Source organism: Pseudomonas nitroreducens (assembly GCF_010994165.1).
Classification (GTDB): Bacteria; Pseudomonadota; Gammaproteobacteria; order Pseudomonadales; family Pseudomonadaceae; genus Pseudomonas; species Pseudomonas nitroreducens.
The window spans coordinates 1,642,228-1,669,081 of the sequence record NZ_WMBX01000001.1 but is presented as its reverse complement, the minus strand read 5'-3'; the positions used below and the strand labels follow the sequence as shown (position 1 = coordinate 1,669,081).

General features: G+C 62.7%; 31 protein-coding genes. 23 read left to right on the top strand and 8 right to left on the bottom strand.

The window, feature by feature from the left end; translation table 11 throughout:
- Positions 1-253: 253 nt before the first annotated feature.
- The 10 genes from GJV37_RS07955 to GJV37_RS07910 all read left to right on the top strand — a co-directional run bounded on the left by GJV37_RS07955 (position 254) and on the right by GJV37_RS07910 (position 9,160).
- Positions 254-931, top strand: coding sequence for a thermostable hemolysin (locus GJV37_RS07955; protein ID WP_084357235.1), 678 nt, complete (start codon positions 254-256; stop codon positions 929-931).
- Positions 921-2,387 carry an AMP-binding protein gene (locus GJV37_RS07950; protein ID WP_170859385.1) on the top strand — a complete coding sequence of 489 codons (1,467 nt, stop codon included), beginning with the start codon at positions 921-923 and terminating at the stop codon, positions 2,385-2,387. The genes GJV37_RS07955 and GJV37_RS07950 overlap by 11 nt, the downstream gene beginning before the upstream one ends.
- A gap of 8 nt (positions 2,388-2,395) precedes the next feature.
- On the top strand, positions 2,396-3,076 hold the full coding sequence (locus GJV37_RS07945) for an iron-containing redox enzyme family protein (protein ID WP_170859384.1): 681 nt from the start codon (positions 2,396-2,398) through the stop codon (positions 3,074-3,076).
- Entirely contained in the window at positions 3,063-3,869 is an 807-nt protein-coding gene (locus GJV37_RS07940; protein ID WP_170859383.1) for an SDR family oxidoreductase, read from the top strand. The genes GJV37_RS07945 and GJV37_RS07940 overlap by 14 nt, the downstream gene beginning before the upstream one ends.
- Positions 3,866-4,507: a tetratricopeptide repeat protein gene (locus GJV37_RS07935; protein ID WP_193452298.1), complete on the top strand. Its 642-nt coding sequence runs from the start codon at positions 3,866-3,868 to the stop codon at positions 4,505-4,507. Before GJV37_RS07940 ends, GJV37_RS07935 begins: the two co-directional genes overlap by 4 nt.
- 2 nt (positions 4,508-4,509) lie before the next feature.
- A complete protein-coding gene (locus GJV37_RS07930; protein ID WP_024767066.1) occupies positions 4,510-5,172 on the top strand; it encodes a response regulator in 663 nt (220 codons plus the stop codon).
- Complete coding sequence (locus tag GJV37_RS07925) at positions 5,169-6,536, top strand: sensor histidine kinase (RefSeq protein ID WP_170859381.1); 1,368 nt, start codon at positions 5,169-5,171, stop codon at positions 6,534-6,536. The genes GJV37_RS07930 and GJV37_RS07925 overlap by 4 nt, the downstream gene beginning before the upstream one ends.
- A gap of 181 nt (positions 6,537-6,717) precedes the next feature.
- Positions 6,718-7,467 carry a fumarate/nitrate reduction transcriptional regulator Fnr gene (gene fnr / locus GJV37_RS07920; RefSeq protein WP_024767064.1) on the top strand — a complete coding sequence of 250 codons (750 nt, stop codon included), beginning with the start codon at positions 6,718-6,720 and terminating at the stop codon, positions 7,465-7,467.
- A 169-nt stretch (positions 7,468-7,636) separates the two neighbouring features.
- A complete protein-coding gene (locus tag GJV37_RS07915) occupies positions 7,637-8,461 on the top strand; it encodes a CHAD domain-containing protein (protein ID WP_170859380.1) in 825 nt (274 codons plus the stop codon).
- Between the two features lie 141 nt (positions 8,462-8,602).
- Positions 8,603-9,160 (top strand): GNAT family N-acetyltransferase, encoded by a 558-nt coding sequence (locus GJV37_RS07910; protein WP_170859379.1) that lies wholly within the window; start codon positions 8,603-8,605, stop codon positions 9,158-9,160.
- Between the two features lie 221 nt (positions 9,161-9,381).
- On the opposite strand, the gene GJV37_RS07905 is transcribed toward GJV37_RS07910, so the two are convergent.
- The 3 genes from GJV37_RS07905 to GJV37_RS07895 form a co-directional block, all read right to left on the bottom strand.
- Entirely contained in the window at positions 9,382-9,621 is a 240-nt protein-coding gene (locus GJV37_RS07905) for a hypothetical protein (protein WP_024767061.1), read from the bottom strand.
- Positions 9,622-9,630: 9 nt separating this feature from the next.
- Positions 9,631-10,527, bottom strand: coding sequence for a universal stress protein (locus GJV37_RS07900; protein WP_193452297.1), 897 nt, complete (start codon positions 10,525-10,527; stop codon positions 9,631-9,633).
- Between the two features lie 76 nt (positions 10,528-10,603).
- A complete protein-coding gene (locus GJV37_RS07895) occupies positions 10,604-11,323 on the bottom strand; it encodes a hypothetical protein (RefSeq protein ID WP_193452296.1) in 720 nt (239 codons plus the stop codon).
- Between the two features lie 219 nt (positions 11,324-11,542).
- Here GJV37_RS07895 and GJV37_RS07890 point away from each other — a divergent pair, with 219 nt between their 5' ends.
- The 6 genes from GJV37_RS07890 (at position 11,543) to GJV37_RS07865 (ending at position 16,376) form a co-directional block, all read left to right on the top strand.
- The gene (locus tag GJV37_RS07890; protein ID WP_193452295.1) at positions 11,543-12,103 is read left to right on the top strand and encodes an Hsp20/alpha crystallin family protein; all 561 of its coding nucleotides are present in this window, start codon (positions 11,543-11,545) and stop codon (positions 12,101-12,103) included.
- 143 nt (positions 12,104-12,246) lie between these two features.
- Positions 12,247-13,149: a universal stress protein gene (locus GJV37_RS07885; protein WP_193452294.1), complete on the top strand. Its 903-nt coding sequence runs from the start codon at positions 12,247-12,249 to the stop codon at positions 13,147-13,149.
- 110 nt (positions 13,150-13,259) lie between these two features.
- Complete coding sequence (locus GJV37_RS07880) at positions 13,260-14,195, top strand: universal stress protein (protein WP_170859377.1); 936 nt, start codon at positions 13,260-13,262, stop codon at positions 14,193-14,195.
- A gap of 95 nt (positions 14,196-14,290) precedes the next feature.
- Positions 14,291-15,526 (top strand): MgtC/SapB family protein, encoded by a 1,236-nt coding sequence (locus GJV37_RS07875; RefSeq protein WP_084357244.1) that lies wholly within the window; start codon positions 14,291-14,293, stop codon positions 15,524-15,526.
- 219 nt (positions 15,527-15,745) lie between these two features.
- Positions 15,746-16,027 (top strand): lysozyme inhibitor LprI family protein, encoded by a 282-nt coding sequence (locus GJV37_RS07870; protein ID WP_193452293.1) that lies wholly within the window; start codon positions 15,746-15,748, stop codon positions 16,025-16,027.
- 151 nt (positions 16,028-16,178) lie between these two features.
- The gene (locus GJV37_RS07865; protein WP_138526780.1) at positions 16,179-16,376 is read left to right on the top strand and encodes a hypothetical protein; all 198 of its coding nucleotides are present in this window, start codon (positions 16,179-16,181) and stop codon (positions 16,374-16,376) included.
- Between the two features lie 32 nt (positions 16,377-16,408).
- Here the strand turns inward: GJV37_RS07865 and blaOXA are convergent, their stop codons facing one another.
- Complete coding sequence (gene blaOXA, locus GJV37_RS07860; protein ID WP_193452292.1) at positions 16,409-17,233, bottom strand: class D beta-lactamase; 825 nt, start codon at positions 17,231-17,233, stop codon at positions 16,409-16,411.
- 263 nt (positions 17,234-17,496) lie between these two features.
- Entirely contained in the window at positions 17,497-17,880 is a 384-nt protein-coding gene (locus GJV37_RS07855; RefSeq protein ID WP_193452291.1) for a hypothetical protein, read from the bottom strand.
- Between the two features lie 75 nt (positions 17,881-17,955).
- On the opposite strand from GJV37_RS07855, the gene GJV37_RS07850 reads away from it, so the two are divergent.
- A complete protein-coding gene (locus tag GJV37_RS07850) occupies positions 17,956-18,381 on the top strand; it encodes a helix-turn-helix domain-containing protein (protein WP_138526783.1) in 426 nt (141 codons plus the stop codon).
- Complete coding sequence (locus GJV37_RS07845) at positions 18,378-19,256, top strand: alpha/beta fold hydrolase (protein ID WP_193452290.1); 879 nt, start codon at positions 18,378-18,380, stop codon at positions 19,254-19,256. The genes GJV37_RS07850 and GJV37_RS07845 overlap by 4 nt, the downstream gene beginning before the upstream one ends.
- Before the next feature lie 298 nt (positions 19,257-19,554).
- Here GJV37_RS07845 and GJV37_RS07840 read toward each other — a convergent pair whose 3' ends face one another.
- Genes GJV37_RS07840 through GJV37_RS07830 form a run of 3 tightly spaced genes read right to left on the bottom strand, consistent with a single transcriptional unit; the run spans position 19,555 to position 22,038 of the window.
- Complete coding sequence (locus GJV37_RS07840) at positions 19,555-20,298, bottom strand: PAS domain-containing protein (protein ID WP_170858501.1); 744 nt, start codon at positions 20,296-20,298, stop codon at positions 19,555-19,557.
- Between the two features lie 11 nt (positions 20,299-20,309).
- Positions 20,310-20,951 carry a response regulator gene (locus GJV37_RS07835; protein ID WP_126860224.1) on the bottom strand — a complete coding sequence of 214 codons (642 nt, stop codon included), beginning with the start codon at positions 20,949-20,951 and terminating at the stop codon, positions 20,310-20,312.
- A complete protein-coding gene (locus tag GJV37_RS07830) occupies positions 20,920-22,038 on the bottom strand; it encodes a sensor histidine kinase (RefSeq protein ID WP_193452289.1) in 1,119 nt (372 codons plus the stop codon). The genes GJV37_RS07835 and GJV37_RS07830 overlap by 32 nt, the downstream gene beginning before the upstream one ends.
- Positions 22,039-22,280: 242 nt before the next feature.
- Here GJV37_RS07830 and GJV37_RS07825 point away from each other — a divergent pair, with 242 nt between their 5' ends.
- Genes GJV37_RS07825 through purU form a run of 5 tightly spaced genes read left to right on the top strand, consistent with a single transcriptional unit; the run spans position 22,281 to position 26,832 of the window.
- Positions 22,281-22,811, top strand: coding sequence for a dimethylamine monooxygenase subunit DmmA family protein (locus GJV37_RS07825; protein WP_065084593.1), 531 nt, complete (start codon positions 22,281-22,283; stop codon positions 22,809-22,811).
- Positions 22,808-23,734 carry a PDR/VanB family oxidoreductase gene (locus GJV37_RS07820; protein ID WP_170858500.1) on the top strand — a complete coding sequence of 309 codons (927 nt, stop codon included), beginning with the start codon at positions 22,808-22,810 and terminating at the stop codon, positions 23,732-23,734. The genes GJV37_RS07825 and GJV37_RS07820 overlap by 4 nt, the downstream gene beginning before the upstream one ends.
- Before the next feature lie 13 nt (positions 23,735-23,747).
- Entirely contained in the window at positions 23,748-24,764 is a 1,017-nt protein-coding gene (locus tag GJV37_RS07815; protein ID WP_170858499.1) for a heme-dependent oxidative N-demethylase family protein, read from the top strand.
- Between the two features lie 26 nt (positions 24,765-24,790).
- Positions 24,791-25,921: an aminomethyl transferase family protein gene (locus GJV37_RS07810; protein ID WP_065084590.1), complete on the top strand. Its 1,131-nt coding sequence runs from the start codon at positions 24,791-24,793 to the stop codon at positions 25,919-25,921.
- 53 nt (positions 25,922-25,974) lie between these two features.
- Positions 25,975-26,832 (top strand): formyltetrahydrofolate deformylase, encoded by an 858-nt coding sequence (purU, locus tag GJV37_RS07805; RefSeq protein WP_126860232.1) that lies wholly within the window; start codon positions 25,975-25,977, stop codon positions 26,830-26,832.
- Positions 26,833-26,854: the final 22 nt, after the last annotated feature.

The following is a 26,854-nucleotide window of genomic DNA, read 5'->3' as shown; positions in this document are numbered from 1 at the left end:
ATCGAGGTCTTCTACAACCGAACCCGCCGTCACAGCCACTTGGGCGGTGTCAGTCCCGAGGCCTTTGAAAGCGCCTCGTTATGAGGCCGGGAAATGTCTATTGAAATGGGGGTAGTCCACTTGGCCGGAGATGCTCTTAAAACACTCATGTCGGATATTTCGCTTCCACCGCCGCTGACTCTCAGCGACTTCAGACTACTTTCAGATTCGCCGCTGATACTCCCCTCATCGAACGACCCCTGGGGGGATCACCATGACCCAGCACGAATGGAGCAGCCTGTTTCCATTCCACTTTGGCTCCGTCGCCGAGCGACAAGCTCGACTGACCTTGCGCCGCGAGGGCGACTCCGACCGCGAGGAGCTTGAAACCTTCATTCACGCGCGCTTCGAGTCCATCCACCACGCTGACGTCCACCACTATCTGCCGGAGCTGATCGGGCTGCAGGACAGCCACGGGCGCTTGATCGCAGCCGCAGGCATTCGTCCGGCCAGTCACGGGCCGCTGTTTCTTGAGCACTACCTGGACGAGCCGCTGGAGGGCGTTGTGTCGCGGCTTGCAGGTCGTGCCGTCGGGCGTGAGCAGTTGGTCGAAGTAGGCAACCTTGCTGCCCTGAGTGCAGGCAGTGCGCGCGTAATCATCACTGCCGTGACCTGGCTGCTGGCTGCGCGCGACCTGCAGTGGGTCGCCTTTACCGGCGCCTCCACCCTGGTCAACAGCTTCCACCGATTAGGATTGGAACCAACCGTCATCGCCGAAGCAGATCCGCGTCGTCTGAATGGCGAACTGGCCAGCTGGGGCAGCTATTACGCACAGCATCCTCTGGTCTACGCAGGAAACATCGGTTACGGCCATGAAGAGCTGGAGCGCGCGGGGGTGTACAAGCGCATGGGTTTCCCGATGCTGCTGCAGGAGGCCGGCCATGCCGCATGAACTGAATGCCTTTCGTGAGGTGCTGCAGGCGCACGCCACGGAGCATGCGTCGAAAGTGGCTGTACGCGGAATCACGGGCAACGTCACCTATGCCCAGCTACTGGCTGAGGTTGAACGTCGCGAAGCCTGGCTGCGAGAGCAACCCACAGGGCCGTTTGCCCTCGCATTGGAGAACGGCCCCGAAGCGCTCTTCTGGGATCTGGCCGCACTCTTCGCTGAGCGCCCCTGCGTCATCCTCCCGCCCTTTTTCAGTGCCGCACAGCGCCTGCATTGCTTGATTCAGACCCAGGCGACACTGGCCGTCGCCAACGACTCCTTCGCAGAAGATCTGCGAGCAGCCGGTTTCACACCAGGCGAGCGCTTCTGGGAGCGGCCGGCCGTTGTTGACGCCGATCTACCGGCAGGCACTGCCAAGATCACCTATACCTCCGGTAGCACCGGGTCGCCCAAGGGCGTATGCCTGAGCGCCTCTTCACTGCTGTGCGTCGCACAGGAGCTCGAAGCGGCGAGCCGTCCCACCGAGCCCACGAAGTACCTCGCAGTGCTTCCGCTGGCCGTCTTGCTGGAGAATCTCGGTATTTATGCAGCGCTGCTGGCGGGAGCCAGCATCACGCTCTATCCGCAAGCGCAGATGGGTATCGGTGGCGCCAGTCAGGTCGACTGGAAACGCTTCCTCGGCACCATTGCACTCAGCGGCGCCGAGAGCCTGATTCTGGTACCGCAACTCCTGCTTGGCCTGGTCACCGCCATCGAACGCGGCATGATGAAAGTCGGCCCCCTGCGATTCGTCGCAGTAGGTGGTGCCAAAGTCGCGAGCAGCTTGCTGGAGCGCGCCGAAGCAGTGGGGCTTCCGGTCTTCGAAGGCTACGGGCTCTCCGAATGCGCCTCCGTGGTTTGCCTGAACCGCCCTGGTAATCAGCATCCAGGCAGCGTGGGCCGCCCTCTGCCGCACGTCCAGGTGCGTATCGCTGATGACGGGGAAGTGCTGGTTCGCGGTTCTACCCTGCTGGGCTACTTGGGCGAACCTTCTTTCGACGGGGAATGGTGGCCAACCGGCGATCTCGGCCATTTCGACGCTGCTGGATTCCTCTACCTGGCTGGCCGCAAAAAAAACCAGTTCATCACCAGCTTCGGTCGCAACGTGAATCCTGAGTGGATCGAGGCCGAGCTTTCCCAGACAGGTGTAATCCTCCAGGCCTTCGTTCACGGCGAGGGGCTGCCGCGCAACTTCGCATTGCTCTGGCCCATCGACCCTGGCATCAGCGACGAAGTCATCGAACAGGCCGTGCAGCAATGCAACGCCGGCTTACCCGATTACGCACGGGTTCATGCCTGGAGACGCCTCCCCAGCCCCTTTAGCGGTGCTGACGGAACCCTTACCAGTAACGGCCGACCGCGCCGCCAGGAAATCCTCCGTCGCCACCAGCCCCTCATCACTGAACTCTCGCAACCCTGAGGTCTGCCATGAACTTCTTCGATACTCTCCAATCAGCCACCACTCAGGAACGCCAGGCACTTTTCAGCGTCCCTGTCATTCGTGATGCCCTGGGTGGCGTTGTCAGCCTGGAGGGTTACATCGCCTTCCTCACTCAGGCCTATCACCACGTTCGCCATACTGTGCCACTGATGATGGCGTGCGGCGCTCGTCTGCCTAGCCGACTTGAATGGTTGCGCGGTGCAGTCTGCGAATACATCGAGGAGGAGTACGGCCACGAGCAGTGGATTCTCAATGACATCGCAGCCTGCGGTGGCGACGCGGAGCAGGTGCGTAACAGCAGCCCCAGCCTGCCGATCGAGCTGATGGTGGCCTTCCTCTACGACTTGATCGCCCGCGACAATCCTGTCGGCCTGTTCGGCATGGTCAACGTCCTCGAAGGTACCAGTATCGCCCTCGCTACCCAGGCCGCCGGCAGCATCCAGCAAGGACTTGGTCTACCGCCGACGGCATTCAGCTACCTGAGCTCCCACGGCGCGCTCGACCAGGATCACATGGCAACCTATCGCGAGCTGATGAACCGCCTGGATCGTCCGGAAGATCAAGAGGCGGTGATTCATTCCGCCAAGGTCGTCTACCAGCTGTACACCGAGATGTTCCGAGGCCTGCCGCGAGCCCACCAGCCAGAGGTGCAGCATGCGCTTGCGTGAGTCGGTGGTGGTATTGACCGGTGCCAGCGGCGGCATTGGCCTGGAACTGGCCAGCCAGCTGTGTGCTGGCGGCGCCCGAGTGCTGGCCATCAGCCGACACCTTGGCGGTCTGGCGGTGCTCATGAACCGCTATCCCCATCAGTTGCGCTGGCACTCTGCCGACCTTCGTACCAGGAGTGGCCGGCAGGAGGTAGCCACCGCTGCCTGGGCCATGGGCGGTGTGAACGTGCTGATCAATGCCGCAGGTGTGAACCGCTTCGCCCTGCTTGAGCAGATCGACGAAGACACGCTGGACGACCTGCTGGATCTCAACATCAAGGCCCCCCTGCAGCTGACCCGCCTGCTGCTGCCATTGTTGCGCGAGCAGCCTCATGCGTTGGTGGCCAACGTCGGCTCCATCTACGGCTCCATCGGCTATCCCGGCTACGCGACCTATAGCGCCAGTAAGTTCGCCTTGCGCGGATTCTCCGAGGCGCTTCGACGCGAATTGGCTGATACCACGGTCGACGTACTCTACGCGGCACCACGTGCCACCCGTACATCGATGAACACTTCAGCCGCCACCGCGCTCAACCAAGCGCTGAAAGTAGGGATGGATGATCCGGTCGATGTCGCGCGGGCAGTGCTTGATGGGGTGCAACAGCAACGCAACGAGCTGTACCTGGGATGGCCTGAAAAACTCTTCGTGCGCCTCAACGGCATGCTGCCCGGCGTGGTTGACCGCGCGTTGCGCAAGCAGCTCCCACTGATCCGCCGTTACAGCGATGCCAACGCCAAGGAGCACAGCAAATGAAACGCCTGATACTCGCCAGCCTCATTGCCTTCTCCCCACTGACCTGGGCGCTCGATCAGACTGGCAACCAGCACCTCAGCGCGATCCAGCAACGTTGGGCGCAAATCCAGTACCAGATGCCTGAGGCGCAACGCGCAGCCGCTTTCGAAAAGCTGGCGGGCGACGCGGAGACCTTTACCCGCGAGCAGCCCCAGGCTGCGGAAGCTTGGATCTGGAATGGAATCGTGACTAGCAGTTGGGCCGGTGCCACGGGCGGGCTTGGTGCGCTTGGTAAGGTCAAGGCTGCCCGGGCCAGCCTGGAGAAGGCCCTGGCTCTCGACCCAAACGCTCTGCAGGGGTCGGCTTACACCAGCCTCGGCGCACTGTATGACCGAGTGCCTGGCTGGCCCATCGGATTCGGTGACTCGGACAAGGCAGATAAGCTGCTGCGCAAGGCGCTGCAGTTGAATCCGGAAGGCATCGACAGCAATTACTTCTGGGGTGACCATCTCTATCGCCAAGGGCATTACGTCGAAGCGCGTGCGGCTTTGCAGAAAGCACTGCAGGCGCAGCCACGGCCCGGCCGTGAGCTGGCCGACCAGGGCCGACGCGGCGAAATCGATGCTTTACTCAAGACGATCAAGGACAAGCAGGACTGAGCATGCGGTTGCTGGTAGTCGAAGACGATCCCGCTCTGGGGGAAGGTATCTGCAACGGATTGCGCCAGGAGGGTTACACCATCGACTGGCTGCAGGACGGGGTGAGTGCATTGCACGCCTTGCAGCAGGAGACCTTCGATCTGGTCGTGCTGGATCTGGGACTTCCGCGCCTGGATGGCATCGAGGTGCTGCGTCGGTTGCGTGCTGGGGGCGATGCGGTGCCCGTGCTGATCCTGACAGCCCGTGACGCGACCGATGATCGCATCGCCGGTCTCGATGCCGGCGCCGACGACTACCTGGTCAAACCGTTCGACCTCAACGAGCTGAAAGCTCGCCTGCGTGCGCTACTGCGTCGCAGCGCCGGTCGCGCCAAGGTGCTGATCGAGCATGCCGGGGTGACACTCGACCCGGCCACTCGGCAAGTCAGCTACCAGGGGCATCCAGTCGTGCTGACCCCGAAAGAGTACCGGTTGCTCCATGAACTGCTGTCCCAACCCGGCAAGGTCTTCACCCGCGAGCGGCTCACTCAGCTCCTTTACGGCTGGGATGAAGAGCCCGAGAGCAACACGCTGGAAGTGAATGTCTATCACCTGCGCAAGAAACTCTTCAACGATCTGATCCGCACCGTTCGCGGCATTGGCTACCTGGTGGAAGGCAAAGCATGAGTTCGTTGCGCCAACGCACGCTCTGGCGAGTAATGCTGCTATTGCTGGTCGGTACCAGCCTGCTTGCGCTCTACAACTATCACGACAGCAGTCACGAGATCGACGAGATCTACGACGCCCATCTGGCGCAGAACGCGCGCCTCCTGCAAGGCGTCATGAGCATGCCGCTAGACGACAAGGATCGCCATGCGTTGTACCTGGCATTCAATGAAGCATTGAGTCAGGCGGGCAAGCATCGCATCGGTCACCCCTACGAGAGCAAACTCGCCTTCCAGGTGTGGCGCATCAACGGTGAAGTCCTGGTACATACGGTCAGCGCCCCAAGCTTCACTCGTCCGCTGACCGAGCCCGGCTTTTCCAACATCATGGTGGGGGAGCAGCAATGGCGCAGCTTCGTGCTTCCCGTGCCAGAGCGCCAGTTGGTGATCTGGGTCGGTGAGCGCAACGATGTGCGCAACGATCTGATCGGCCGCATAGTCCGCCACACCTTATTTCCCTTCCTGATCGGTAGCCTCGCGTTAGCGTTGCTGGTATGGCTGGCCATCGGCTGGGGGCTGCAACCGTTGCAGAACATGGCACGCGTCATCCGAGCGCGGCATGCAGAGTCACTGGAGCCACTGCAGCTGGTACCCCTACCTCGAGAGCTCGAACCCATGCAGGCGGCGCTCAACCGGCTGCTGGGGCAGATTGATGAGCTGCTGCGCCGTGAACATCGATTTATCGCCGACGCCGCCCATGAGATGCGTACGCCCCTGGCAATCCTTCGGCTGCATGCGCAGAACGCGCTTGAGGCCAGGAGCGATGTCGAGCGAGATAAAGCCTTGGAGTTTCTGGTTGGTGGTGTGGATCGTCTCAGTCGAGTGGTAAACCAGCTACTGACCATGGCGAGAATCGAGCCGCGACTCGGGCAACGCAACTGGGTGACGGTCGATGTCGCTGCAGTGGCGACGGAGACATTGGCGGAGATGACACCCTGGATTTTGGATCAAGGCCAGGAACCGTCTCTGGAAATCACCGAGGGCGACTATCAGCTTCAAAGTGATGCAGGCGCTTTGGGCATTGCTCTGCAGAACCTGGTCGCAAACGCAGTAAATCACTCACCAGCTGGCGGTCGAGTCAACGTCACGCTACACCGTGAAGGCAACGCCATCGTACTGAACGTGGAAGATCAGGGGCCTGGCATCGACCAGGAAGACCTGGAGCGTGTCTTCGAACGCTTCTACAGCAAAGGTTCTGAGAACGGCGCCGGACTGGGCCTGTCCATTGTGGCGATGATCATGGAGCGGCTTGGAGGCAGCGTACAGTTGAGCAATCTCCCCTCCGGTGGACTTCGCGCAACGTTGAGGGTCATTCCTGCCTCCTGAGCGCTGATGTCCGCTACGGATCGGAATCGGGCAGTCTCGCTGTAGCGGCTTCTGCCTAGGCAGTTCACCTTCACTACCGACACTATTCTGAAGCCAAACCACCTCCGTTTGTCGAAGGCTGCGTGGTCACGAAGCGAAACGGCTAGAATGGCTAGAACGCCCGTATGCCGGGGCTTACGTGATGACTGACAGTCAACGCCCATCCCAGCTCTTCCAGGTCAGTTGCCTTGCCTGTTCGCTGAGCCGCCTTTGCCTTCCCGCCAGCCTGACCGAAGGTGAGGTTGCGGAGCTGGACCGCATAGTTCGCCGCAACCGGCCGCTGCACAAAGGGGAGTACCTATTTCGAGCCGGCGAACCGATGCGGCAGGTATTCGCCTTGCGTTCGGGAGCGCTGAAGACCTACCTGCTTGAGTCCAATGGTGATCAGCAGGTGACCGGCTTTGTCCTGCCCGGCGAAATGATTGGGCTGGATGCAATTGGGGCGCCGTCCTTCCGAGGGTTCGCGGTGGCTCTGGAGACTTCGCTGGTATGCGCCATCGACCTGGAGCAATTGGAGGACCTCTCCGGACGCATTCCCGGGCTGCGCCACCAATTACTGCATATCCTCAGTCAGGGTATCCACGGCGAGCACGAACACATTCGCTGCAACCGCGAGCGTGCCGAGCAGCGGCTGGCCCAGTTTCTGCTGAGCCTGTCGGCGCGCTACCAGCAGCGCGGACTGTGCCAGGACCGTTTCACGCTGTGCATGACGCGTGGTGATATCGGCAATTACCTCGATCTGACCCTGGAAACCATCAGCCGGTTGTTCACTCGCTTCGTGCAGACGGGCCTGATCGCATGCGAGGGTCGGGAGGTGCATTTGCTCAACCACCAAGAGCTTTGCCGATTGAGCGGGATCGAGGAGCAAGGTGCCGCAAGCGAAAATCGCTGAGTCTGCCCGCCTGGAGTTGCCCTCTTCAGCCGCCAGAACGCCTGTTTGATTCGCATCAAAGCGCCGCGGCCTTCCCCGGCGGAGGCTGCTCCGAGCGTGCCAGTTGGTGCTGGCGCCGCCGGAGGTCACCATGCGCCCAGACAGAGCGTTCCCCCTAGCACCATCCCGTATGCCAGCCAGCAGCACCGACTTTCTGATTGCCCGGCTCATCGGGTTGCAAGTGGATTATCTGTACACCGCACAATGCATCGAGAGCGCCAGTGACGGTGAGGCGCTGCACGACCTGCGCATCACGCTGCGAGGTGTGCGCAGTCTGCTGCGTCCACTGCGCCAGTGGCCGGAGCTGGCGGTCCTGGATCAGGCCGCCGCGGCACTGCTGACGAGCACCAGTGACTTACGGGATGCCCAGGTACTAGCTCAGGAATTGGAGCGACTGGGCTGGCAGGCAGAAGCCAGCAGACGCCGGGCGCATGTGGAACAGAACGTTCGGCTGTGTTTGCGCAAGCCAATTGCCAAACGAGTGCTCGGTGAGCTGGAGCGTTGGCCCGCCGCGTTTCGCAAGATCCGCTCCGGCAGCGATCTCAAGAACATTCGCAAGCTCGTCAGGCGACGGGCGAAGCGCGATCTGGTGCAGCTTCGCGAGGTGCTGGAAAAATCCCACGATAGTCCCCACGACTGGCACGCCATTCGTCTGCGCATCAAGCGCGTGCGCTACCTGTGCGAGAGCTATGCCAACTGGGTCAGGCCAGACGATGCACTGATGAACGACCTCAAGCGCGCCCAGTCAATTCTGGGCAATGAACATGACCTGAGCCTGTGGTGCACCAGCGGCGACAAGGACCAGTCGCTTCGTCCACTGATCAACGGGTGGCTCTCAGCCAGGACGGAAGCCCAGCACGAGGTGCAGACGGTTTTGGCGGCGCTGCTGGAACGGCTGACAACTTCCAGAAAGGAGAGAAAACACGTCCCACCGCTGAAGCCGGTGAAAGGTTGACGAGCCCTCTGCGGCGGCCGGTTGGCAGCCGGAGGCGATGAGATTACCGCCATTTGATCACGATCAAATTCACCCAACCTTCGCGGCGTACAAGTGAGTCAGCGGCTTACCCGCATATCGGCACTGCGCCAGGAGGTTTTCATGTCCAGCCACTCCCAAGCCAAAGACGATGGTCTCGATGAACACTGGGTCGAGGCCTTACCGGATGGAACCCACGTACTGATCCGCCCGTTGCGGCCGGAGGATCGCCAGCGTGAAGCGGATTTCATCGCGCACTTGTCGCCCGAAGCGCGTCACTTCCGTTTTCTCTGCACCATGAAAGAAGTCAGCCCCTCGTTTCTGAACCAATTGATGGCGGTGGATTTCAAGGATAGCGTCGCCTACGTGGCCCTGACGCACCAGGATGGGGAACTGGTAGAAATCGGCATCAGCCGGTACGCACGTTGCGCCGATTCCCACCAGTGCGAATGTGCGGTCACCGTGGCGGATGCCTGGCGTCATCGCGGGCTGGCCGTGGCGCTGATGCGCCATCTGATCGAAACGGCCAGGCAGCAAGGGCTACAGCAGATGTATTCGGTAGACGCAGCAGCCAACAGCGCGATGCACGAACTGGCGCACTTCCTGGGCTTCACCAGCCGCCAGGACCCAATGGATTCCACCCAGACCATTCACACCCTGCAACTGCAGCCGGCGCCGTGAGGCGGGGAGGCAACAATGCGCACGCAACTTCTCTGCACCAGCGACGGCCGCTGCTACGTCCAACTCGATCAATACTGGGTGCCTTTTGCCAATGAGCGTCAGGCCCGAGACTATCTGGAGCAACTGCATCAGCGCCTTACGGCGCCACATGCATGGCCCCAGGTGCAACGCTCGGACCCTGAACGCCGGCGCGCCGGCTGAGCCTGCTCACCGGGCCGCTGTCATGGACGCTGAGCCATGGGCCCGCCCTTTGCTGGGGATTCGACCCAGAGCGAGCGAAGGTCGCAGATGATGTGGGACGGTTCGCCGATCGATACCAGACACACTCGGTTTTCCCAGCGATCCCAGAGAAACACGTACTGACTGTCGCCACCGGCAGGCGTATAGCGCAACGCAATCCAGGCGACGCAAGCAATCGCCCAGACGGTGAACAGCGCGACGAGAAACGCCAGCACTTTCATGATCCAGCCTCAGGGTCGAACAGCCAGGATGCCGGAGTTCACCCGGTACAGCGCCTGCTCCGTGGTACTGCCGATGACTTTCGCCAGCCCGGCGTGATAGAGCGTGCCCATGACGACGACATCCATGTGCTGTTGCTCAGCGAACTCGGCGATCACCCGCGTGGCGCTGCCTTTTACGAAATGCTGGCATAGCCGCCCCACATTGAACTGGCTACCGATGCGCTCCATCTGCTGGCGCGAGCGTCCCGCGGCCAGCTCCGCGACCTCAGGCGTCCAGGCCACCGGTCCGGCGGCATAGGCCAGGAAGCCGGCGCTGACGTCGTAAGCCTGCAGCAAGTGAAGCTCGGCATCGCATTGACCTGCGAACTGTTGTGCCATTTCGACGATACGCTGGTTCAACTGGTCGACCTCCGGATCATCCTGGGAGAGATCAATGGCGGCGACCACCTTGCGCGGCAGAGGATGAGTGGCCTGGCTGACCAGGTGGAGCGGCACAGGCGACTGGCGCAGAAGCTGCCAATCCAGCGGATGAGTCAGCACACGGCTCAGCGCGGGCTCATAGCGCGTGTCCTTGAGCAGCAGATCGATGTGATGCCGCCGGACCAACGCAATGATGTCCTCCAGTGGGTCGTCACTCCAGACGGCCTCGGCGCTGGCATCGATCCCATGACCACGCAACAGCTCCAACTGATCGTCGAGCCAGATGCGCTGACGCTCCTGGATCTCTTCGCGAACTCTCTGCCGGGCGTTGTAATCGAGCACCGACAGACCAGTTGGCAGGCTTCCCAACACTACGATGTGCAGGCGCGCATCGAAGGCGCCCGCCAGTGCCTGAGCGCGGGCCAGCGCCGGGGAATAGTGGAGATCAGGGTCGCAGATCAGCAGCAGGCGAGCATAGGCGTTCATGAGGCCTCCGGCGCATGGCGGTTGGACGTGTCGCTATGAGCCTGTGCTTGCCCAGGATGTCGTACTTTGATGCCGATCAAATGCGTCCGCTCAAGCGATCGAAGCGCAGTACCGGGCCGTCTGCAGCTGACAGGGACGTGCTTCCCGCTCCCGGCAGCACGCACTCGGCCCGTACCCAGATTCGATACGCCGGGACGCCATGCCATAGACAAAGACGGGCGGCCTTCAGCGCCAGCGGCGCAGGCGCGGAGCAGTAGACCAGGTCGGGCAACTGCCGGCTCAGCTGCGCTCTCAACCGCTCCAGAGGGCAATCCTCGACTGGCGAGGTCAGCAACCCCAGCGAATGCAGCCAGCGGCGGCAATCGTCGGGCAGGCACGCCTGGCTGGATGCGTCCTCAACCAGCACCAGTTGTACCCAGGGCAACCAGCAGGCGAACTCGTCGATGGCGGCTGCCACGGCCAGGATTCCAGCATTGCAGGCAAAAACCAGCAGGCGGGAAACGCCAAACGGCAACGGCCAGCCCACCCCCAGTGGGCCGCGATAAAGCAACGGGCCATCCGTGCACAGCGGAACTCCGCGCCGGCTGGCCGCCAGGATGCAGAGACGATCACGCCCCGGCAGACTGACGTAGTTGAAGGCCCTGGCAGCTTGTACACGATCATCCAGCCAGCAGTACTGGCCAGGAATGATCGACTGTGTTTCGTCATCGTCCAGCTTCACACGCAGGCATTGCGTCGAGTCCGAGATGGACAGCTCCTCCAGCACCCGCGCGCGGCCAATCGTCTGCCATTCCATGCCGCGCCTCCACGGCAACCGCCGGCAGGGTACGCCGGCTTTGACTCAGGCTAAGAAGCCGCAGGCCAATCACCTTGATCGCCATCAAGTTACGTCCGGGAAAATCAATGTGATCGCCGGAGCGGCATTTGATCGGCATCAAAGTCGGACGGTATCAGGGTCGCAGAATCGAACGGCCTCGCCAGTGAGGCGATCCTTTTTCCTGCGGAGGAATTCATCATGTCCGAGCCCGCTAAAAAAGTACTTGTCAGCACCGTTCCCCAACAACCGACAAAGCCTTCGGAGTCGCCCGCCAACCCGTTCCACCCGTGGCGTCCTTTCGATAGTCTGCGCCGCCAGATCGACAGCCTCTTCGACGACTTCGGCCGCGCGCCGCTATGGCTCCCCTTCAGCCACAGTCCGTTCGATGCCGACCAGTTCTGGCGCCGCGAACCTTTCTCCCATGGCCTACCCGCAGTGGACGTCAGCGAGCAGGCGGATGAGTTCCGAATCAACGCCGAGTTGCCCGGCATGGACGAGAAGGACATCGAGGTCAAGCTGGCCAACGGCAGCCTGATCATCAAGGGCGAGAAGAAGGAAGAGAAGAACGAAACCCGCAAGGAATACCACCTCTCGGAACGCCGCTACGGAAGTTTCGAGCGAGTGTTCCGCCTCCCCCGCGAAGTGGACCCCGAGAAGATCCAGGCACGCTTCAGCAAGGGCGTATTGCAGGTTCAGTTGCCCAAGCGGGCAGAAGCAGTGCATCCGGAGAAGATCATTCCGGTCAAGACCGCCAAGTGATGCGTTGGCGCTCCCGCCGGGAGCGCCCTCTCCCTGACGGCATGAGAACCAGGGCGATACCACCCCATTCAGGGTGGGGCTGCGCAGCGACGGTGCTGGTCTCCGCCGCTCGATCCTGCCCGTTCATGCTTGCGAGGTGCACCATGAGCCAGATCCAGAAACTGCTGCTGATCGCCCATCCCGACCGTCACGATACCCCGGCTTTGCAGCGTGCCACCGCCCTGGCAGGGCAATGCGGGGCCAGCCTGCATGTCATTGCCTGCGTGGAGCCGTTCGCCACCTTCAGTCTGCTGGCCAGGCACGTACAGAACGATGCGCGCGAGAACATGCTGATAGCCCAGCGCGAGCGTTGGGAAAACGAATGCCGTTTACAACGTGGTCGCGGCGTGGGCGTGGAGATGACCTCGTCCGTCCTGTGGACGACCGATCTGCGTACCGATCTGCTACAGGCCATCGGCGAACTGCAGCCGGACCTGGTGATCAAGGACATCCAGCATGAGTCTGCTTTCAAGCGCTCCTTCGTTACTCCGCTGGACTGGTTCCTGTTACGCGAGTGCCAGCAACCGCTGCACCTGGTGCACAGCGCGCAGCATCCCCTGCCCCGGCGCATCGTTGCGGCGGTCGACCCGGCAGATCCACGAACCCTGATCAACGGTATCAACGATCGCATCATTGCGGCGGCCAATGGCCTGGCGCTGCAATGCAACGCACAACTGCACCTGCTGTACATCTATGACTGCATGCCCGCCTACATGGCCAACCGTGCGGAAGGCGCGGTGGCCTGGGTCGACCTGGTGGAGGACATGCGCGCCTCCCTGCACCAGGCCTTCGTCCACCTGGCGGACGATCATGGCGTGCCGCAGGAGCGACGCCACTTTCTGATGGGGACGCCACTGCGCGGAGTTTCACGCTTCGCCCAGGAGCACGAGATGGATGTGGTCGTGATGGGCCGAGTGCACCGCACCGGCGTAGAGCGATTGATTGGCAGCACCACGGAGCATGTCCTCGACCAGATTCCCGGCAGCGTACTCGCAGTGGGGGCATGACAAGACATCGAGGATGGAGTGGCAATCGCAGATTTTGATGGGCATCAAAGTCACGCAACGCACCCCGTTCCAGCCTGCACTTGAAGTGGGCCGCGCCAGAGGCGAAGACCATGGACCAGTATCATAAAGTGTTCTTCATCGCCGCCCCTCACTGGCGGCAATCGGCCGCCTATCGAAGAGCCTTGGCGATTGCCCGTAGAAGTCATGCCGCGTTGCATATCGGCATGTTCCTCGAACCACGCCTGGGCATGCCGTTTCTTTCCGATCATCTGCGCGACGAACTGCTTGAGCAATGCCGCGTCGACGTCGAGCGTGACGCGCACGAGCTACGCAGCACCGGGATGGATGTCACCTGCGAAACCCTCTGGAGCGCCGAGCCCTGCCGGGAGATTCTTGATCGCGTGGCGACGCTAAAGGCGGACTTGGTGATCAAGAACGTTCATCACGAGGCGGCATTACGCAGGGTCTTTGTCACACCGCTGGACTATCGCCTGCTCAGAGCCTGCCAGGTTCCATTGCATCTAGTGGCAGAAGCAATCAATCCGCTGCCGCTGAAGGTGGCCGCCGCACTGGATGTCGCCAGACCGGAGCTGCTAGCTAGCGGGCTGAATGAAGGGATCATCGAAGCCGCGCGCAATCTGGCAAGCCTGTGCGGCGCAGAACTGCATTTTCTCCACGCCTGCGACCTGCCGAGCGCCATCGACTACGACTCGGCCACGCTGAGCAGCAGCTGGGACTCCAGCTATGCCGAGCAGGTCCGCATCTCGCTCTACCGCACCTTCAACCATCTGGCCGACCGCTGGCACGTTCCCATGGAACACCGCCATTTCGTCCTCGGCCCTGCCACCCAGGGCATTGCCAACTTCATGGACGACCATCGGATCGATGTCGTGGTCATGGGCATGCAGAGCCGGCTGGGGCTGGACCGCATCCTGGGCAGTACCACCGAGCGCCTGCTGTACCGCATGTCAGGTGGTCTACTGGCCGTCAGTGCTGACACAACCGGCCATCCCAGGCGGCCACCTGACAGCACGGAACAATCATGACGCGCATCACCCATTCCCCGTCGGCACGAGGGCGCGCCGAGTAGTCGCTACGCAGTTCTGTAGGAAGACTCGACGATGCCACGCGGTCAACGAAGATGCTCGACCCGCTGAGTTTCACGCATGGTGCGGTGGCCCTGGGCATTGGCATGCTGGTGGGCCTGGTGCGCGAGCGCAGGAAAGGCCAAGGCAGGAGCGGCGCCACACATGGCCTGAGAAGCTTCGCGGCCGCGGCCCTGCTGGGATTCACCAGCATGGCATTGCTTGGCCCAGTACTGGTGGGCGTCATGGGCATCGCGCTTTGCCTGCTGTTGTGTGTTTCCTATCACGACCAGCCCTGGGGAACCGGTATCACCGGGGAAATCGCCATGCTGCTCGTGCTCTTGCTGGGGGCACTCAGTGCCACGCAACCCGAGCTGGCAGCGGCCGTCGGGGTGGTGATGACCATCCTGCTGGCCTTGCGCGACGAGCTTCACCGCTTCGTGCTGCAGCAGTTGAGCGAAACGGAAGTCCGCGATGGCTTGATCCTGCTGACGGTCGCACTGGTTGTACTGCCGCTGACGCCAAATCGATTCATTGGCCCCTTCGAGGCCCTCAATCCCCGCACCATCTGCACACTCACCCTGTTGTTGATGGGGGTGGAGGCCCTCGGGCACATAGCGTTGCGCATGACCAGTGCGCGTTACGGTATCGCGCTAGGAGCGATCGCCTCCGGATTCGCCTCCGGCGCTGCAACCATCGCAGTGATTGGCCGGCAGGCCAAGGCGGCGGGCAATTCGCACAGGGAGTACGCTGCGGCGGCGGTGCTATCCAACTTGGCGACCATCGTTCAGTTCGCGCTGGTACTGATCGCCATCGATGCACGGTTCCTGACGCTGGTCTGGCCATCGATGTTGCTTGGTGGGACGTCGGCCGCTGCCTTCGGATTAGGATTGATCGCCCCTTGGCGAGCCTCGAGCACCGACCAGCCCGCCCGTTCCAACAAACGGGTCTTCAACCTCAAGGGCGCGTTGGTCATTACGGTGGTACTGACCGGCATTTCGCTGTTGTCCTCCGCACTGCTGCACCTGGCGGGCGACAAGGGGGTCATTGCCATAGCCTTCGTCAGCGGACTGGGCGACGCCCACGCCGCCATCGCCTCGATTGCATCGCTGGTCGCATCAGGTCAAATGTCCATCACTCAACTCGCCCCCGCAGCCCTGACGGCACTGAGCGGTAACACCCTCAGCAAGTGCCTGCTCTCTTGGTGGAGCGGCGGTGCTGCTTATGGGAAGTACGTGACCGCCGGCCAGCTTCTGGTTCTTGCATCGTTCTGGTTAGGGCTGTTCGTCTGACTGAAGAGGGCCTAAAGCTCAATTAGGGCAGAAAACGGCCAGTAGCGGACTCTCATCTATGCTCAATGCCAGGCCCGCCGCTCAAGGATGAACAAAGATGCCTGCACCACGCGCTCTCGCTAGTCGCTTCTCGACTGCCACCACTATCTCGGCAGGGTTCGCCGGATACCGCTGCTCTTGGTCGCCACGCTACCTCTTTACTCGACAGCAGAACCGGCCATGGTTGATTACGCCAACGAAAGCTATCCAGCCTGGAAAAAGTCCAATGAGGATATGGATAAGAGATACAAACAACTCATGAAAGAAGCTGAACAGGAGCCAAAAAAAGACTCGGCCAGCCGGCTTGCATCGGCGAAAGACCATTGGGAACGGTTCCGCGCCGATTTCTGCCGCTCCGTGAGCGACACCTATGGTGGGGCTTGGTCCAGTACCCACGAGTCGGAATATCGAGTGAAGCTGGCAAATCAGTTCAAGAACATCATGGATGACTATGGATGGTGAGCGTCCCACGCTTTGCCAGGTTCACTGCTGCAAGCCCCCCACTGACTCGGTAACGGCTACACCCGGCCAGAAGAGGACGGCCGCCTCCGATCACCTCAAAGCTAAGCTTTACTCCATTCGCCCACTTGGAAATCGCGCACCTAGATATCAGATGGACTTCCTCGAAGACTTCATACTCAGCTATCTGGCGCACCGCATCGGTGTCCGCGTATTACGCTTTCTGAGCGGTGGCCGGTTCAGGGGAGAAAGCGGCTTCGCCTGGGGCTGGGCAGTCGTGGTCGGCGGCTTCGTTCTATTCGCTCCATTCGTAGCGTTCATTACCTGGATCATTTATCGAAGCGCCCATTGAGCGGGCGTCCGCTTTGGGTCGGCATCTGGTCATTAGTGGGGCCCACCGACCATGGTGTGCCATTCGCGGATCAAGTCGTCCCGAGCACGCAGGCCAGCATTGGGTTTGGTGGCCGACGCGTCCTGAACTAGGCTGGCGAACACTAGTTGGCGACCATCCCTACGTGCCCAGCCGACGAACCACCCGTATGCGTTGGCCGGCGTATAAACGCCGTTGTTGCCAGGGGAGCCTGTGCCGGTCTTCCCATAAAGACGCCAGCCACCGGCCTCACTAACCTCGAACAGATTCTCGACCAGGTCGTATGCCGCAGCTTTGACGGGCAATTTCCGGTTGACCACCTTGCGCAGGAAGGCCAGTTGTTCCACCGGAGAGATACGCAGCGACGAAATGATCCAAGCACCGTCAGTACCGTTGTTTTTTCCAGGTTCGCCCGAGACATCTTCGTTCCCATAGCCAAAGGCGGACGTGTAGTGCTGGAAGCGCTCTTGCCCGAGGCTCTTGGCGATCAACTGTGAGTACCAAACCACTGAATACTTGATCCATCGCTCAGGATCCGTGGACTGGCGCCAGGCGTCGCCACCCCAGTCTGGATAGCCAGATTGGTACTGCCAGACCGGCTCGTGCGGGCCCTTCAGAACACCAGCGTCGGCGCCCATCAGGGCGATGGGCAGTTTGAAGGTGGAGGCTGGCGTGTAGCGCGCGGCGCAAACCTGTTGCGCCCCCTGCTGGAACACGATTCTGCCATCGTCGGCGTCGGCCACTACAGTGCACAGAGTTGCCGCCTGGGCAGGGATACAGAACAGTGCGTATTGGGAAAATGCTGCGCTGAGGGCAAATAGAGAGAGTCGAAAAGTCATGATTGATCAAACGTCATGGAATAGGTGGCGTGGTCGTCGATCTGGATACGGATGTCCTGGCAGCGCCAGGCCTCATTCAAGTTGCTGGCGTCGCATAGGTATGCATCCTAGCCTTGCGTGTCGGCATGCGAATGGTGCTGAGATACGGAAGCAAGTTGCTCGTCGTACAAGCAGATTCGAAGAGCTGAAGGATGTTCGTTGTAGGTCGATAGAGACTTGGCGACTCAGCATTAATGCTACCTGGCGTAGTATTGGATGGCTCATCACGCTAGATAGCGCTTGGCCAGCAAAATCTCCTTGCGCAGACCTTGGGCGCGTTTCGTGATGCCTAGACGCCCTAGTTCCTCCGCCGCGCGCTCCCGTTCAGCAATGTCCATCATCAGCACCCGACGCACATCAGCCTCGCTCAGTAGAAGTCGCTCGACTTCCGCCGATCCGTCATGGAAAAGATGCTGGATTGTCGCAGCATGCTCAGTCTGGACAGGCGGTGCCTCAGCATTATCAATTGCCGCGATAAGCGTCCGAATGACCTTCGCCTCTAAGGCGCGCCTAAGCAGCATGGCAATCTGAAGATCGGCTCGCAGTCGATCCTTCATCTTCTTTGCAGCATCTACCTGGGTACCAACGCTCTCGGGACTGCGATTCATATTGCGAGACCTGAATTTGCTCCATATAGTTACCAATATTACACAGGAATGGTAATAATAGGGAGTATCCAGAGAGTGAACGCCAGCCTTGTTACCGTCGAGCAGGCCGCCGAGCATTTGAATCTGCACCCCAAGACAGTGCTGCGCTACATTCGCGACGGTCGCCTTCCAGCGACTCGCGTTGGAAAGTCTTACCGCATTGTCCGCTCCGAACTGGATGCCTTTGCTGGCGTCGCAAGCGACGAGTCCGGCACTGCGGCAGCATTGCTTCGGGCGACATGCATCGTTGACATCTCTGATATCTCCGTGGACGACGCAGCGCACTTAGCTACCTTCGTCCAATCCGCCGCCTTGGCCAGGCCTGCCGGCGCAGCACCACTGCAACTTCAAACTGCATTCGATCCACAGACCCGGAGCATGAAGGTCGTAGTCATTGGAGATCCTTCAAGCTCGGCAAAGCTCTTAGAGATGCTGCAGCTTCATATGGATAATCGCAAATGAACGACGTTGTTTATCGGAGCGCGGAAGCGGCCGCGGCGGTTGAGGCACAATACCGACGAGTCTTGAATCAGTGGCCGGTTCCGAAGACCGAGTTGCAAATATCTACTCGTCAGGGCTCAACCTTTGTTGTGGTCTGCGGGCCGGAAACCGCGCCCCCTGTCGTGCTGCTGCACGGATCAATGGCTAACTCGGCTGCATGGATAACCGATGTAGCGTTGTGGTCTACGAAGTTCAGATTGTTCGCAATCGACATGATCGGCGAAGCGGGCCTCAGCGCAAGAGTCCGCCCCGATCTTGCCAGCGACGCCCATGCGCTGTGGCTCGACGATGTGCTGCAGGGACTGGGCTTGGTGTCAGGGCACGAGCGCATCGCTCTCGTTGGTACATCGCTCGGCGGATGGTTAGCGCTCGACTATGCCAGCAGACGGCCGGCCACTGTTGGCTCGCTGGCACTGATGTGTCCCTCTGGAATCGGCCGACAGAAGAGTCTTCTTCTGACGATCTTGCCGCTTCTCCTGTTTGGCTCTTGGGGCAAACGGCGAATATGGGAACTGATTTTCGGGCCAGCGCCTAGGGTCTTGTCCCAAGAAATGCAGCCACTCGTGCAACTCATGGAAATCGTGGGACGGGCCGCCAAGCCTCGGTTGATCCGTATTCCACAGCTAACGGACGTTCAACTGAAAGAACTCGACATGCCAATCCTGACGATCATCGGCGGACGCGATGTGTTGCTGGACTCGCGAGAGACGAAAAGCAGGTTGCAGCGGACAGTTCCAAAGGCTGAAATCCGGTTCATCGAAGCGGGCCATCACTTCATCCCAGGCCAGGCGCCCAACATTCTGGAGTTTCTGGAAAGGAACGTGCTGCCATCTTAGGAGAAATGACTGATTGAAATGGTAGGTCAGCGACACTGTGCGGTATGGGTTGTTTTGTCAGAAGCCAAGGGACTCAGGGAGTAATCCTAGATTGGTGCTCTTGAGCAGCCTTACCCGACCGCCAAGTCCGCTATGGGTCGGTAGCTGCCTCTCGCCAGCGCCAGCAATCGGCCAGATAGCAGACCTCCGGCACGGCTCGATTTCGAGGTCCGGAGAGACCTACTGCAGCAGCAACTGCTCAATCCAGAGCGCATCGCCCCTGCAAAAGCGGATTTGCGTCTCAGCTGGGCGGCCAGCTTCACGCCGTCGGTAACTTGCCACCCGCCACATCGACGATGACGCCTTCGATGCCCAGTACTTCGCCGGTTTCGGCGTAAATGCCCGCCCCTTTCTCCCAGACATCCTTGATGGTCCCATTGGCGCAGCGAATGCGATACACCAGTTCGTAGGGCTCCCGGCGCAGCAGCGCCTGCTGTACCCCGGACCAGACATATTCGGCGTATTCCTCGAGGATCAGCGTGCTGTAGCTGTGCTCGTACGTGTCGGTGAGGTACGCGGCGGGGTAGCCCGTCAGTTGCAGGCATCCCGCGCTGACGAACTCCATGGTCCACTGACGGTTGTTGCGCCCTCGGTAGATCAGCCCCGGCAAGCCATCGAGCAGGCTGAGCGCGCCGCGCTGGCTGGCCTCGATACGGGCGTCGGCGCGACGTCGGCTGGTGGCGTCGTTGAGCGCCAGGTAGAAGGCCCCGGGTCCGGCGCTCACCTGCAGGTCGAACCAGCGCAGGCGGCCATTCGGATCGATGAAGCGCAAGCAGCAACTGACCGGATCCTTCCCTTCGACGGCCTGGCGCAGCGCCGCGCGCCAGGCCGCGGCGTCCTCACGGTGCACTTGGGCGAGCAGCTCCCGGCTGCCGCCGGGACGCCCCATCTGCCGCATCCAGGCTGCATTGGCGTGGACGATTCGGCCCTGGCGGTCGAGTCGCAGCAATGCGATCGGATAGCGGTCGGTCAGATCGGCAATTTCTGTCGGATGCGGGTCCATGTTTGCTCCGCTCACGGCTGGCGGCTGCCGCGATGGACACAAGCCGCCAGCTCCAGGCGCGAGTTCAGGTTGAACTTGCGCAGCAGGTTCTTCACGTAGATCTTCACCGTGCCGTCGCTGATGCCCAGCTCACGGGCGATCAGCTTGTTGCTCAGGCCATCGGCGATCAGCGCCAGGGTCTGCCCCTCACGCTCGGTCAGGCCGTCCGCGCCCGGCACCGGCAGCGTCGGCTCGGCCAGCAGCGCGATCAGGCTGTCGTCCAGTTGCACCGTCCCCCGGTTGCAGGCGCGAACCCGGGCGCGAACATAATCGAGCAGCGCCTCGGGCTCGGTGTCCTTGAGCAGGTAGCCCTCGGCACCCAGGCGCAGCGCGGCGACCAGTTCGGTGCGGTCGGCCTGGGCAGTCAGCACGATCACCTGGCTGTCCAGTTCCAGTTGGCGCAGCTCGTCGAGCACCTGCAGGCCACCGAGGCCCGGCATGTGCAGATCGAGGAGGATCAGCTCCGGGCTCAGCTGGCAGGCCAGGTTGATGCCCTCGCGGCCGCTGGAGGCCTGGCCGACCACGGTGAAGCCGCAGCACTCACCGAAAAGCTCGGCCAGGCCGCGGCGGAACAGCGGATGGTCATCGATCAGCAGCAAGGTGGCGCTGTGCATCGGCATTGTCCTCCGGGGTAATGGTCAGGCCGCACAGACGCAGGGCGACCTGCGTTCCACGCGGCTGGATGCTCTGCACGCTCAGACTGCCGCCGATGGCCAGGGCGCGTTCGCGCATGATCGAAAGGCCGAAATGCCCGTGGGCCGAGCCGCCCTGCAAGCCGATCCCATCGTCCTCCACCGCCACCTGCAACTCATCACGCAGCAGGCGCAGATCGATACGCGCGATGCGCGCATGGGAATGGCGGACGATATTGGCCAGCGCCTCGCGGACGATCTGCAACACCTGCAGGGCCTGCTCGTCATCGAGCAGTTCGTCGGGCAGGCGATTGTCCAGCTCGAAGACGATGTTGCTGCGCCGGCCGAACTCCTCTACCGAGTCCAGCAATGACTGACGCAGGCTGCGGCCGTCGAGGCTGAGCCGGGCATTGCCGATCAGCTCGCGAACCTGGCGCTGCAATCCCTGCAGGCCATGGCGCAGTTCGTCGAGCAGCGGCTCGGCCTTTTGCGGCTGGCGCAGCTGACCCTGCAGGCGATTCGCCTGGAACGCCAGGAAGCCGAGCTGCTGCGCCACCGAGTCGTGCAGCTCGCGGGCCAGCAGTGTGTCCTGGCCGTGCTGTTGCAGCCGCTGCCGGGCACGCTGGCGGGCTACACCGTGAACGCAGACCTCCAGAAGCGGCAGCCAGTCGGCCAGCCTCTGCCTCTCGCGCCCCCGAGTCACCAGGATGGCCTGGCTGTCATCCTGCAACGGCCAGAAGCGCCGCCGTTCACCGCGGTCCCGGCACGGCCCGCACATCCCGGGTTGCAGGGTTGAAAGGTGGCGCAGCGGGCAGTCCGCGCCGGCGCAAAAATCAGCCGGGCGCTGCAGCGGCGCCACCAGTCCGGCCTCGTCCAGCAGCAGGCAAGGCAGCGCAGCCGGATGCTCCAGCGTCAATTCGTCGAGCAGGCGCGCAAGCGGCGCCCAGCTTCCTGGTTCATCCAGCAGCCCCTGCAACAGGGCGACCTCCGCCCGTCGCGGCGCGCCCGCCCCGACACCAGTCCACCATCGTCGCCGCCAGTGCTCCAGCCAACCTCCTGCCTTCGCCATGCACGTTCCTCGTCTGCCTATCCTGCGGGCAGCAACTTTCATGCCCCGCAGCGTCCGTCACCGGTGCCGTTACCCCTTTGGAGATATCACCTCTTGCGGATTGAGCGGTTATTCGCATCAGGAAAATATCTTCCCCAGTACGAAACACGACCGGACACCCCCGCTTTCCCTGTCAATGCGCACCAACTCAAGGCTGCGCGCCTCAGGATCGGGCACGCCGTCGACTAACCCGCGAGGAAGCCATGACTGCGACCGCACTTCCCGACAGCGCTCTGCCGCTACCCAGCCTGCCCCGCTACGACGCGCCGCCGCGCCTGACCGGCAGTCAGGTGGTGCTATTGCAGCAGGTGGACGACCCCGTCGGGGCCGCGGCCCTCGCCGAACGCCTGGGCCTCGGTGGTGACGCCTTGCAGGTGCTGTTGGCGGATGCGCAACAGGCCGGGCCTGCCCTGCTGGAGGTCCTGGCTGGAGCCAGCGTGGGTCTGCAGCTCTTCCTCAGCGGCGACGAAGCCTACCTCTGGCCCCTGCATGCCCTGGCCCGTCAGGCCGGACTGCGCCCAGAGGAAATCCACCTGCTGCACCAGGGCGAAGCACGCCGCGCCATCTACTGCGTGCACTGCACTGCGCTGCAGAGCGGCGGTCCCGCCGAGCAGCACGACTGCCAGCAGTGCGGTGTGCGCCTGGAAGTGCGCCGCCATTTTTCCCGCCGCCTGGGAGCCTACCTGGGCGTCTGCGCCGATGCCGACCATCCCTACGCCGAGGGCCGCCCATGAGCGCCTGGTTCGATGTGCGGGTGAGCGCCGTGCGCGCCCTCACCCCGGTCATCCGTGAATTCACCCTCGAGGCCGTGGAAGGCTCGCTGCCGGGCTTTTCCGCCGGCAGTCACGTGCAACTGTGCCTGCCCAATGGCGTGCGCAATGCCTACTCGCTGCTCGGCGACCCCGCCGAGACCAGCCACTACCGCATCGCAGTGCGCCGCCAGGAGCAATCCAGGGGCGGCTCGCGCTACCTGCACGAGCAACTGCAGGTCGGCGAACAGCTGCGCCTGGGTACCCCAGCCAACCTGTTCGCCCTGCACGGCGAGGCGCGCCGGCACATCCTGGTGGCCGGCGGCATCGGCATCACACCCTTCATCGCCCATTGCCGCGAGCTGCTGCGGCGGGGCGCGGACTTCGAGCTGCACTACGCCTACCGCGCCGGCATCAGCGACGCGTACCGCGGCGAACTGCGCGAATTGCTCGGTGAGCTCCTGCACGAATACGACAGCGCGCAGCGCCCTCTGGATCTCAACCAGATCCTGCGTCAACGCCCGCTGGGCAGCCACGTCTACGCCTGCGGTCCGCAGCGCCTGCTGCTGCCCCTGCGTGAGCAAGCCGCCGCACTGGGCTGGTGCGACTCGCGGGTGCACTGGGAAGCCTTCGCCGCGCCCGAGCCAGGCCTGCCGTTCCGCGTCGAACTGGCACGCAGCGGCCGGCAGTTGGAGGTCGCGGCCGAGCAGAGCTTGCTCGAGGCCCTGGAAGCGGCCGACGTCGACGTCCCCAACCTGTGCCGCGGCGGCGTCTGCGGCCAATGCCAGACACGCTACCTCAAGGGCGAGGTGGAACACCGCGACCACTTCCTCGACGCCAGCGAACGCGCCAGCAGCCTGATGCCCTGCGTCTCGCGCGGCTGCGGGCCGATCCTGCTCGACCTCTAGGAGATCCGACGCCATGCCCACGACCCTCAAGCCGGTGGAGCGTTACCGCGAAGCCTTCACCTTCGCCAACAGCCCGGAGGCCATTCGCCGCTTTCCGTTCCCATTCCCGGAAGACCAGTACCAGTACTCGGTGAACATCGAGCCGGCGAAGCCACGCGATCCCGGTTCGGTGTTCGAGCACCTGTTCGACATCGACGAACACTATCGCTCCGAAGTGACCGAGCGCGGCCTGGTGCTGGAGCGCGACCCTGCGCGCTGCCTGGTCATGCCGCATATGGAGCCGGCCGCCTGGGACGCCCTGGCGCTGCTGATGGAAACCCTTGCGGCTGACTATCCGCAGTACTTCCAGCTGCACCGCGAGGGCGATCAGTGGGAGTGGTACAACCTGGTGCTGGGCATCCGCCAGCGCTTCACCTACGGCGACGCCGCCACCCTGCCCTACGAGCCACTGGAGTACATCACCCGCCAGGTGCAGGGCGACTTCGCTCTGCTCGACCAGCGCGATGGCGACCTGTACATGGACGCCGGCATGGTCACCGGGCCGGCCGACTGGTCGCTGGCCTTCGATGCCGGCATGAGCTTCAAGCAATGGCATTCGCCGGTGCCGATGGCACACCAGATGGGCGTGTTCGACCGCGCGCTGAAGTACCTGCTGAACCTCCAGGTCGGCCAGCCGGTGCGCCGGCTGAACTGGACCATGACCATCAACCCGCGCCTGGACACCTCGCCCGAGACCTACCACGAGTGGGGCGCCGATCGCGGCAAGGTTACCGCGCAGAACGCCGGCGAACTGGTGCACCTGCGCGTCGAACTGCAGACGATGGCGCGCCTGCCGCGCAGCCACGCCGTGATGTTCAGCATCCGCACCTACCTGATCAGCATGGCCGAGCTGGCCACCCAGCCGCACTGGGCGCAACGCCTGCACCGCGTACTGCGCGACCTGCCCGACCCGATCGCCGACTACAAGGGTCTGACCCGCTACCGCGCCGCCCTTCTCGACTGGCTGCGGCCCTACGACTCCCAAGCCTGAAACGCCCCCAACAAGAGGATTCCCACATGGCCAACTCCTGGCGCACCAGCGCCCTGCGCGACCGCCACCTGGCGCTCGGCTCGCAACTCGAAGACTGGAACGGCATGGGCACCGCCTGGACCTATGCCACCGACCTCGCCGACCACCACGAAGCAATCCGCACCCGCGCCGGGCTAATGGACGTCTCCGGCCTGAAGAAGGTGCACTACGTCGGCCCCCATGCCGAAAGCCTGCTCGACTGGGCCACCACCCGTGACATCTCCAAGCTCTATCCGGGCAAGTCGGTATACGCCTGCATGCTCGACGAGGACGGCAAGTTCGCCGACGACTGCATCGTCTACCGCACCGGCCCCAACGCCTTCATGGTGGTGCACGGCGCCGGCATCGGCCACGAGATGCTCATCCGCTCGGCCCAGGGCCGGCAGGTGGCGGTGTTGTTCGACGACGACCTGCACGACCTATCGCTGCAGGGCCCGCGCGCCGTTGACTTCCTCGCCGAGCACGTGCCAGGCATCCGCGAGCTGCCCTACTTCCACCACCTGCAGGGCAAGCTGTTCGACCGCCCGGTGATGATCTCGCGCACCGGCTACACCGGTGAGCGCGGCTACGAGATCTTCTGCAAGGCCGCCGACGCTCCGGTGATCTGGGACGGCATCCTGGCCAAGGGTGCGGACCTGGGCATCATCCCCTGTGCCTTCACCGCCCTGGACTGGCTGCGGGTCGAGAGCTACCTGCTGTTCTACCCCTACGACAACTCGCAGATGTACCCCTTCGCCGACGAGAAGGCCGGCGACAGCCTCTGGGAGCTGGGCCTGGACTTCACCGTGTCGCCTGGCAAACAGGACTTCCGCGGCGCCGGCGAGCACTACCGGCTCAAGGGCCAGGAGCGCTTCCGCATCTTCGGCGTGCTGCTCGACGGCGAACAGGCGGCCCAGGCCGGCGACACCCTCTGGCACGCCGGCCAGGAGGTCGGCCTGATCACCTGCGCCATGCACTCTCGCCTCACGGGCCGTTCCATGGCCATCGCCCGCATGACCACCGACTGCGCCGAACAGGGCATGCCGCTGCAGGTACGCGGCAGCCTGCAGGTGAACGCCATCGCCCACACCCTGCCCTTCGACGACCCCGAGAAGAAGAAGCGCACTGCCAAGGGCTGAGCCTTGCCCGCCCGGTGCGCCGGGCGGTTCCCCACACCGACGCGAGAACCCCCATGAGTCCCCACTACATCCTCACTATCGACTGCCCGGCGCGCTCCGGAATAGTCGCCGCCGTCAGCACCTACCTGGTCGGGCGGCAGTGCTACATCAGCGAACTGTCGCAGTTCGACGACGAGATCACCGGACGCTTCTTCATGCGCGCCGTGTTCCGCTTCGACACCGGCGCGCAGGGCGACATCCAGGCCCTGCGCGACGGCTTCGAGGACATCGCCGTGCCCTTCGACATGCACTGGCAGCTGCACGACGGCAACCAGCCGATGCGCGTGCTGCTGATGGTGAGCAAGTTCGACCACTGCCTGTCCGACCTGCTCTACCGCCACGCCAAGGGCGAGCTGGACATGCGGATCACCGCCATCGTTTCCAACCACCTTGACCTGCGCCCGATGGCCGAGCGCGAAGGCATCCGCTTCGTCTACCTGCCGGTGACCCGGGACACCAAGGCCGAGCAAGAAGCCGCACTGATGCGCATCGTCGACGAGACCGACACCGAGCTGGTGGTGCTCGCCCGCTACATGCAGATCCTCTCCGACGATCTCTGCAAGCAGCTCTCCGGCCGCGCGATCAACATCCACCACTCCTTCCTTCCCGGCTTCAAGGGCGCCAAGCCCTACCACCAGGCCTACGAGCGTGGCGTGAAGCTGATCGGCGCCACCGCCCACTACGTCACCTCCGACCTCGACGAGGGACCGATCATCGAGCAGGAAGTGCAGCGCGTGGACCATGCCTACAGCCCAGAGGCGCTCGTCGCCATCGGCCGCGACACCGAGACCGTGGCCCTCTCGCGGGCCCTGAGACTCCACCTGGAACACCGCGTGTTCATCAATCGCGACAAGACCGTGATCTTCTCCTGACCCCCCAAAAATCCCGAACCTG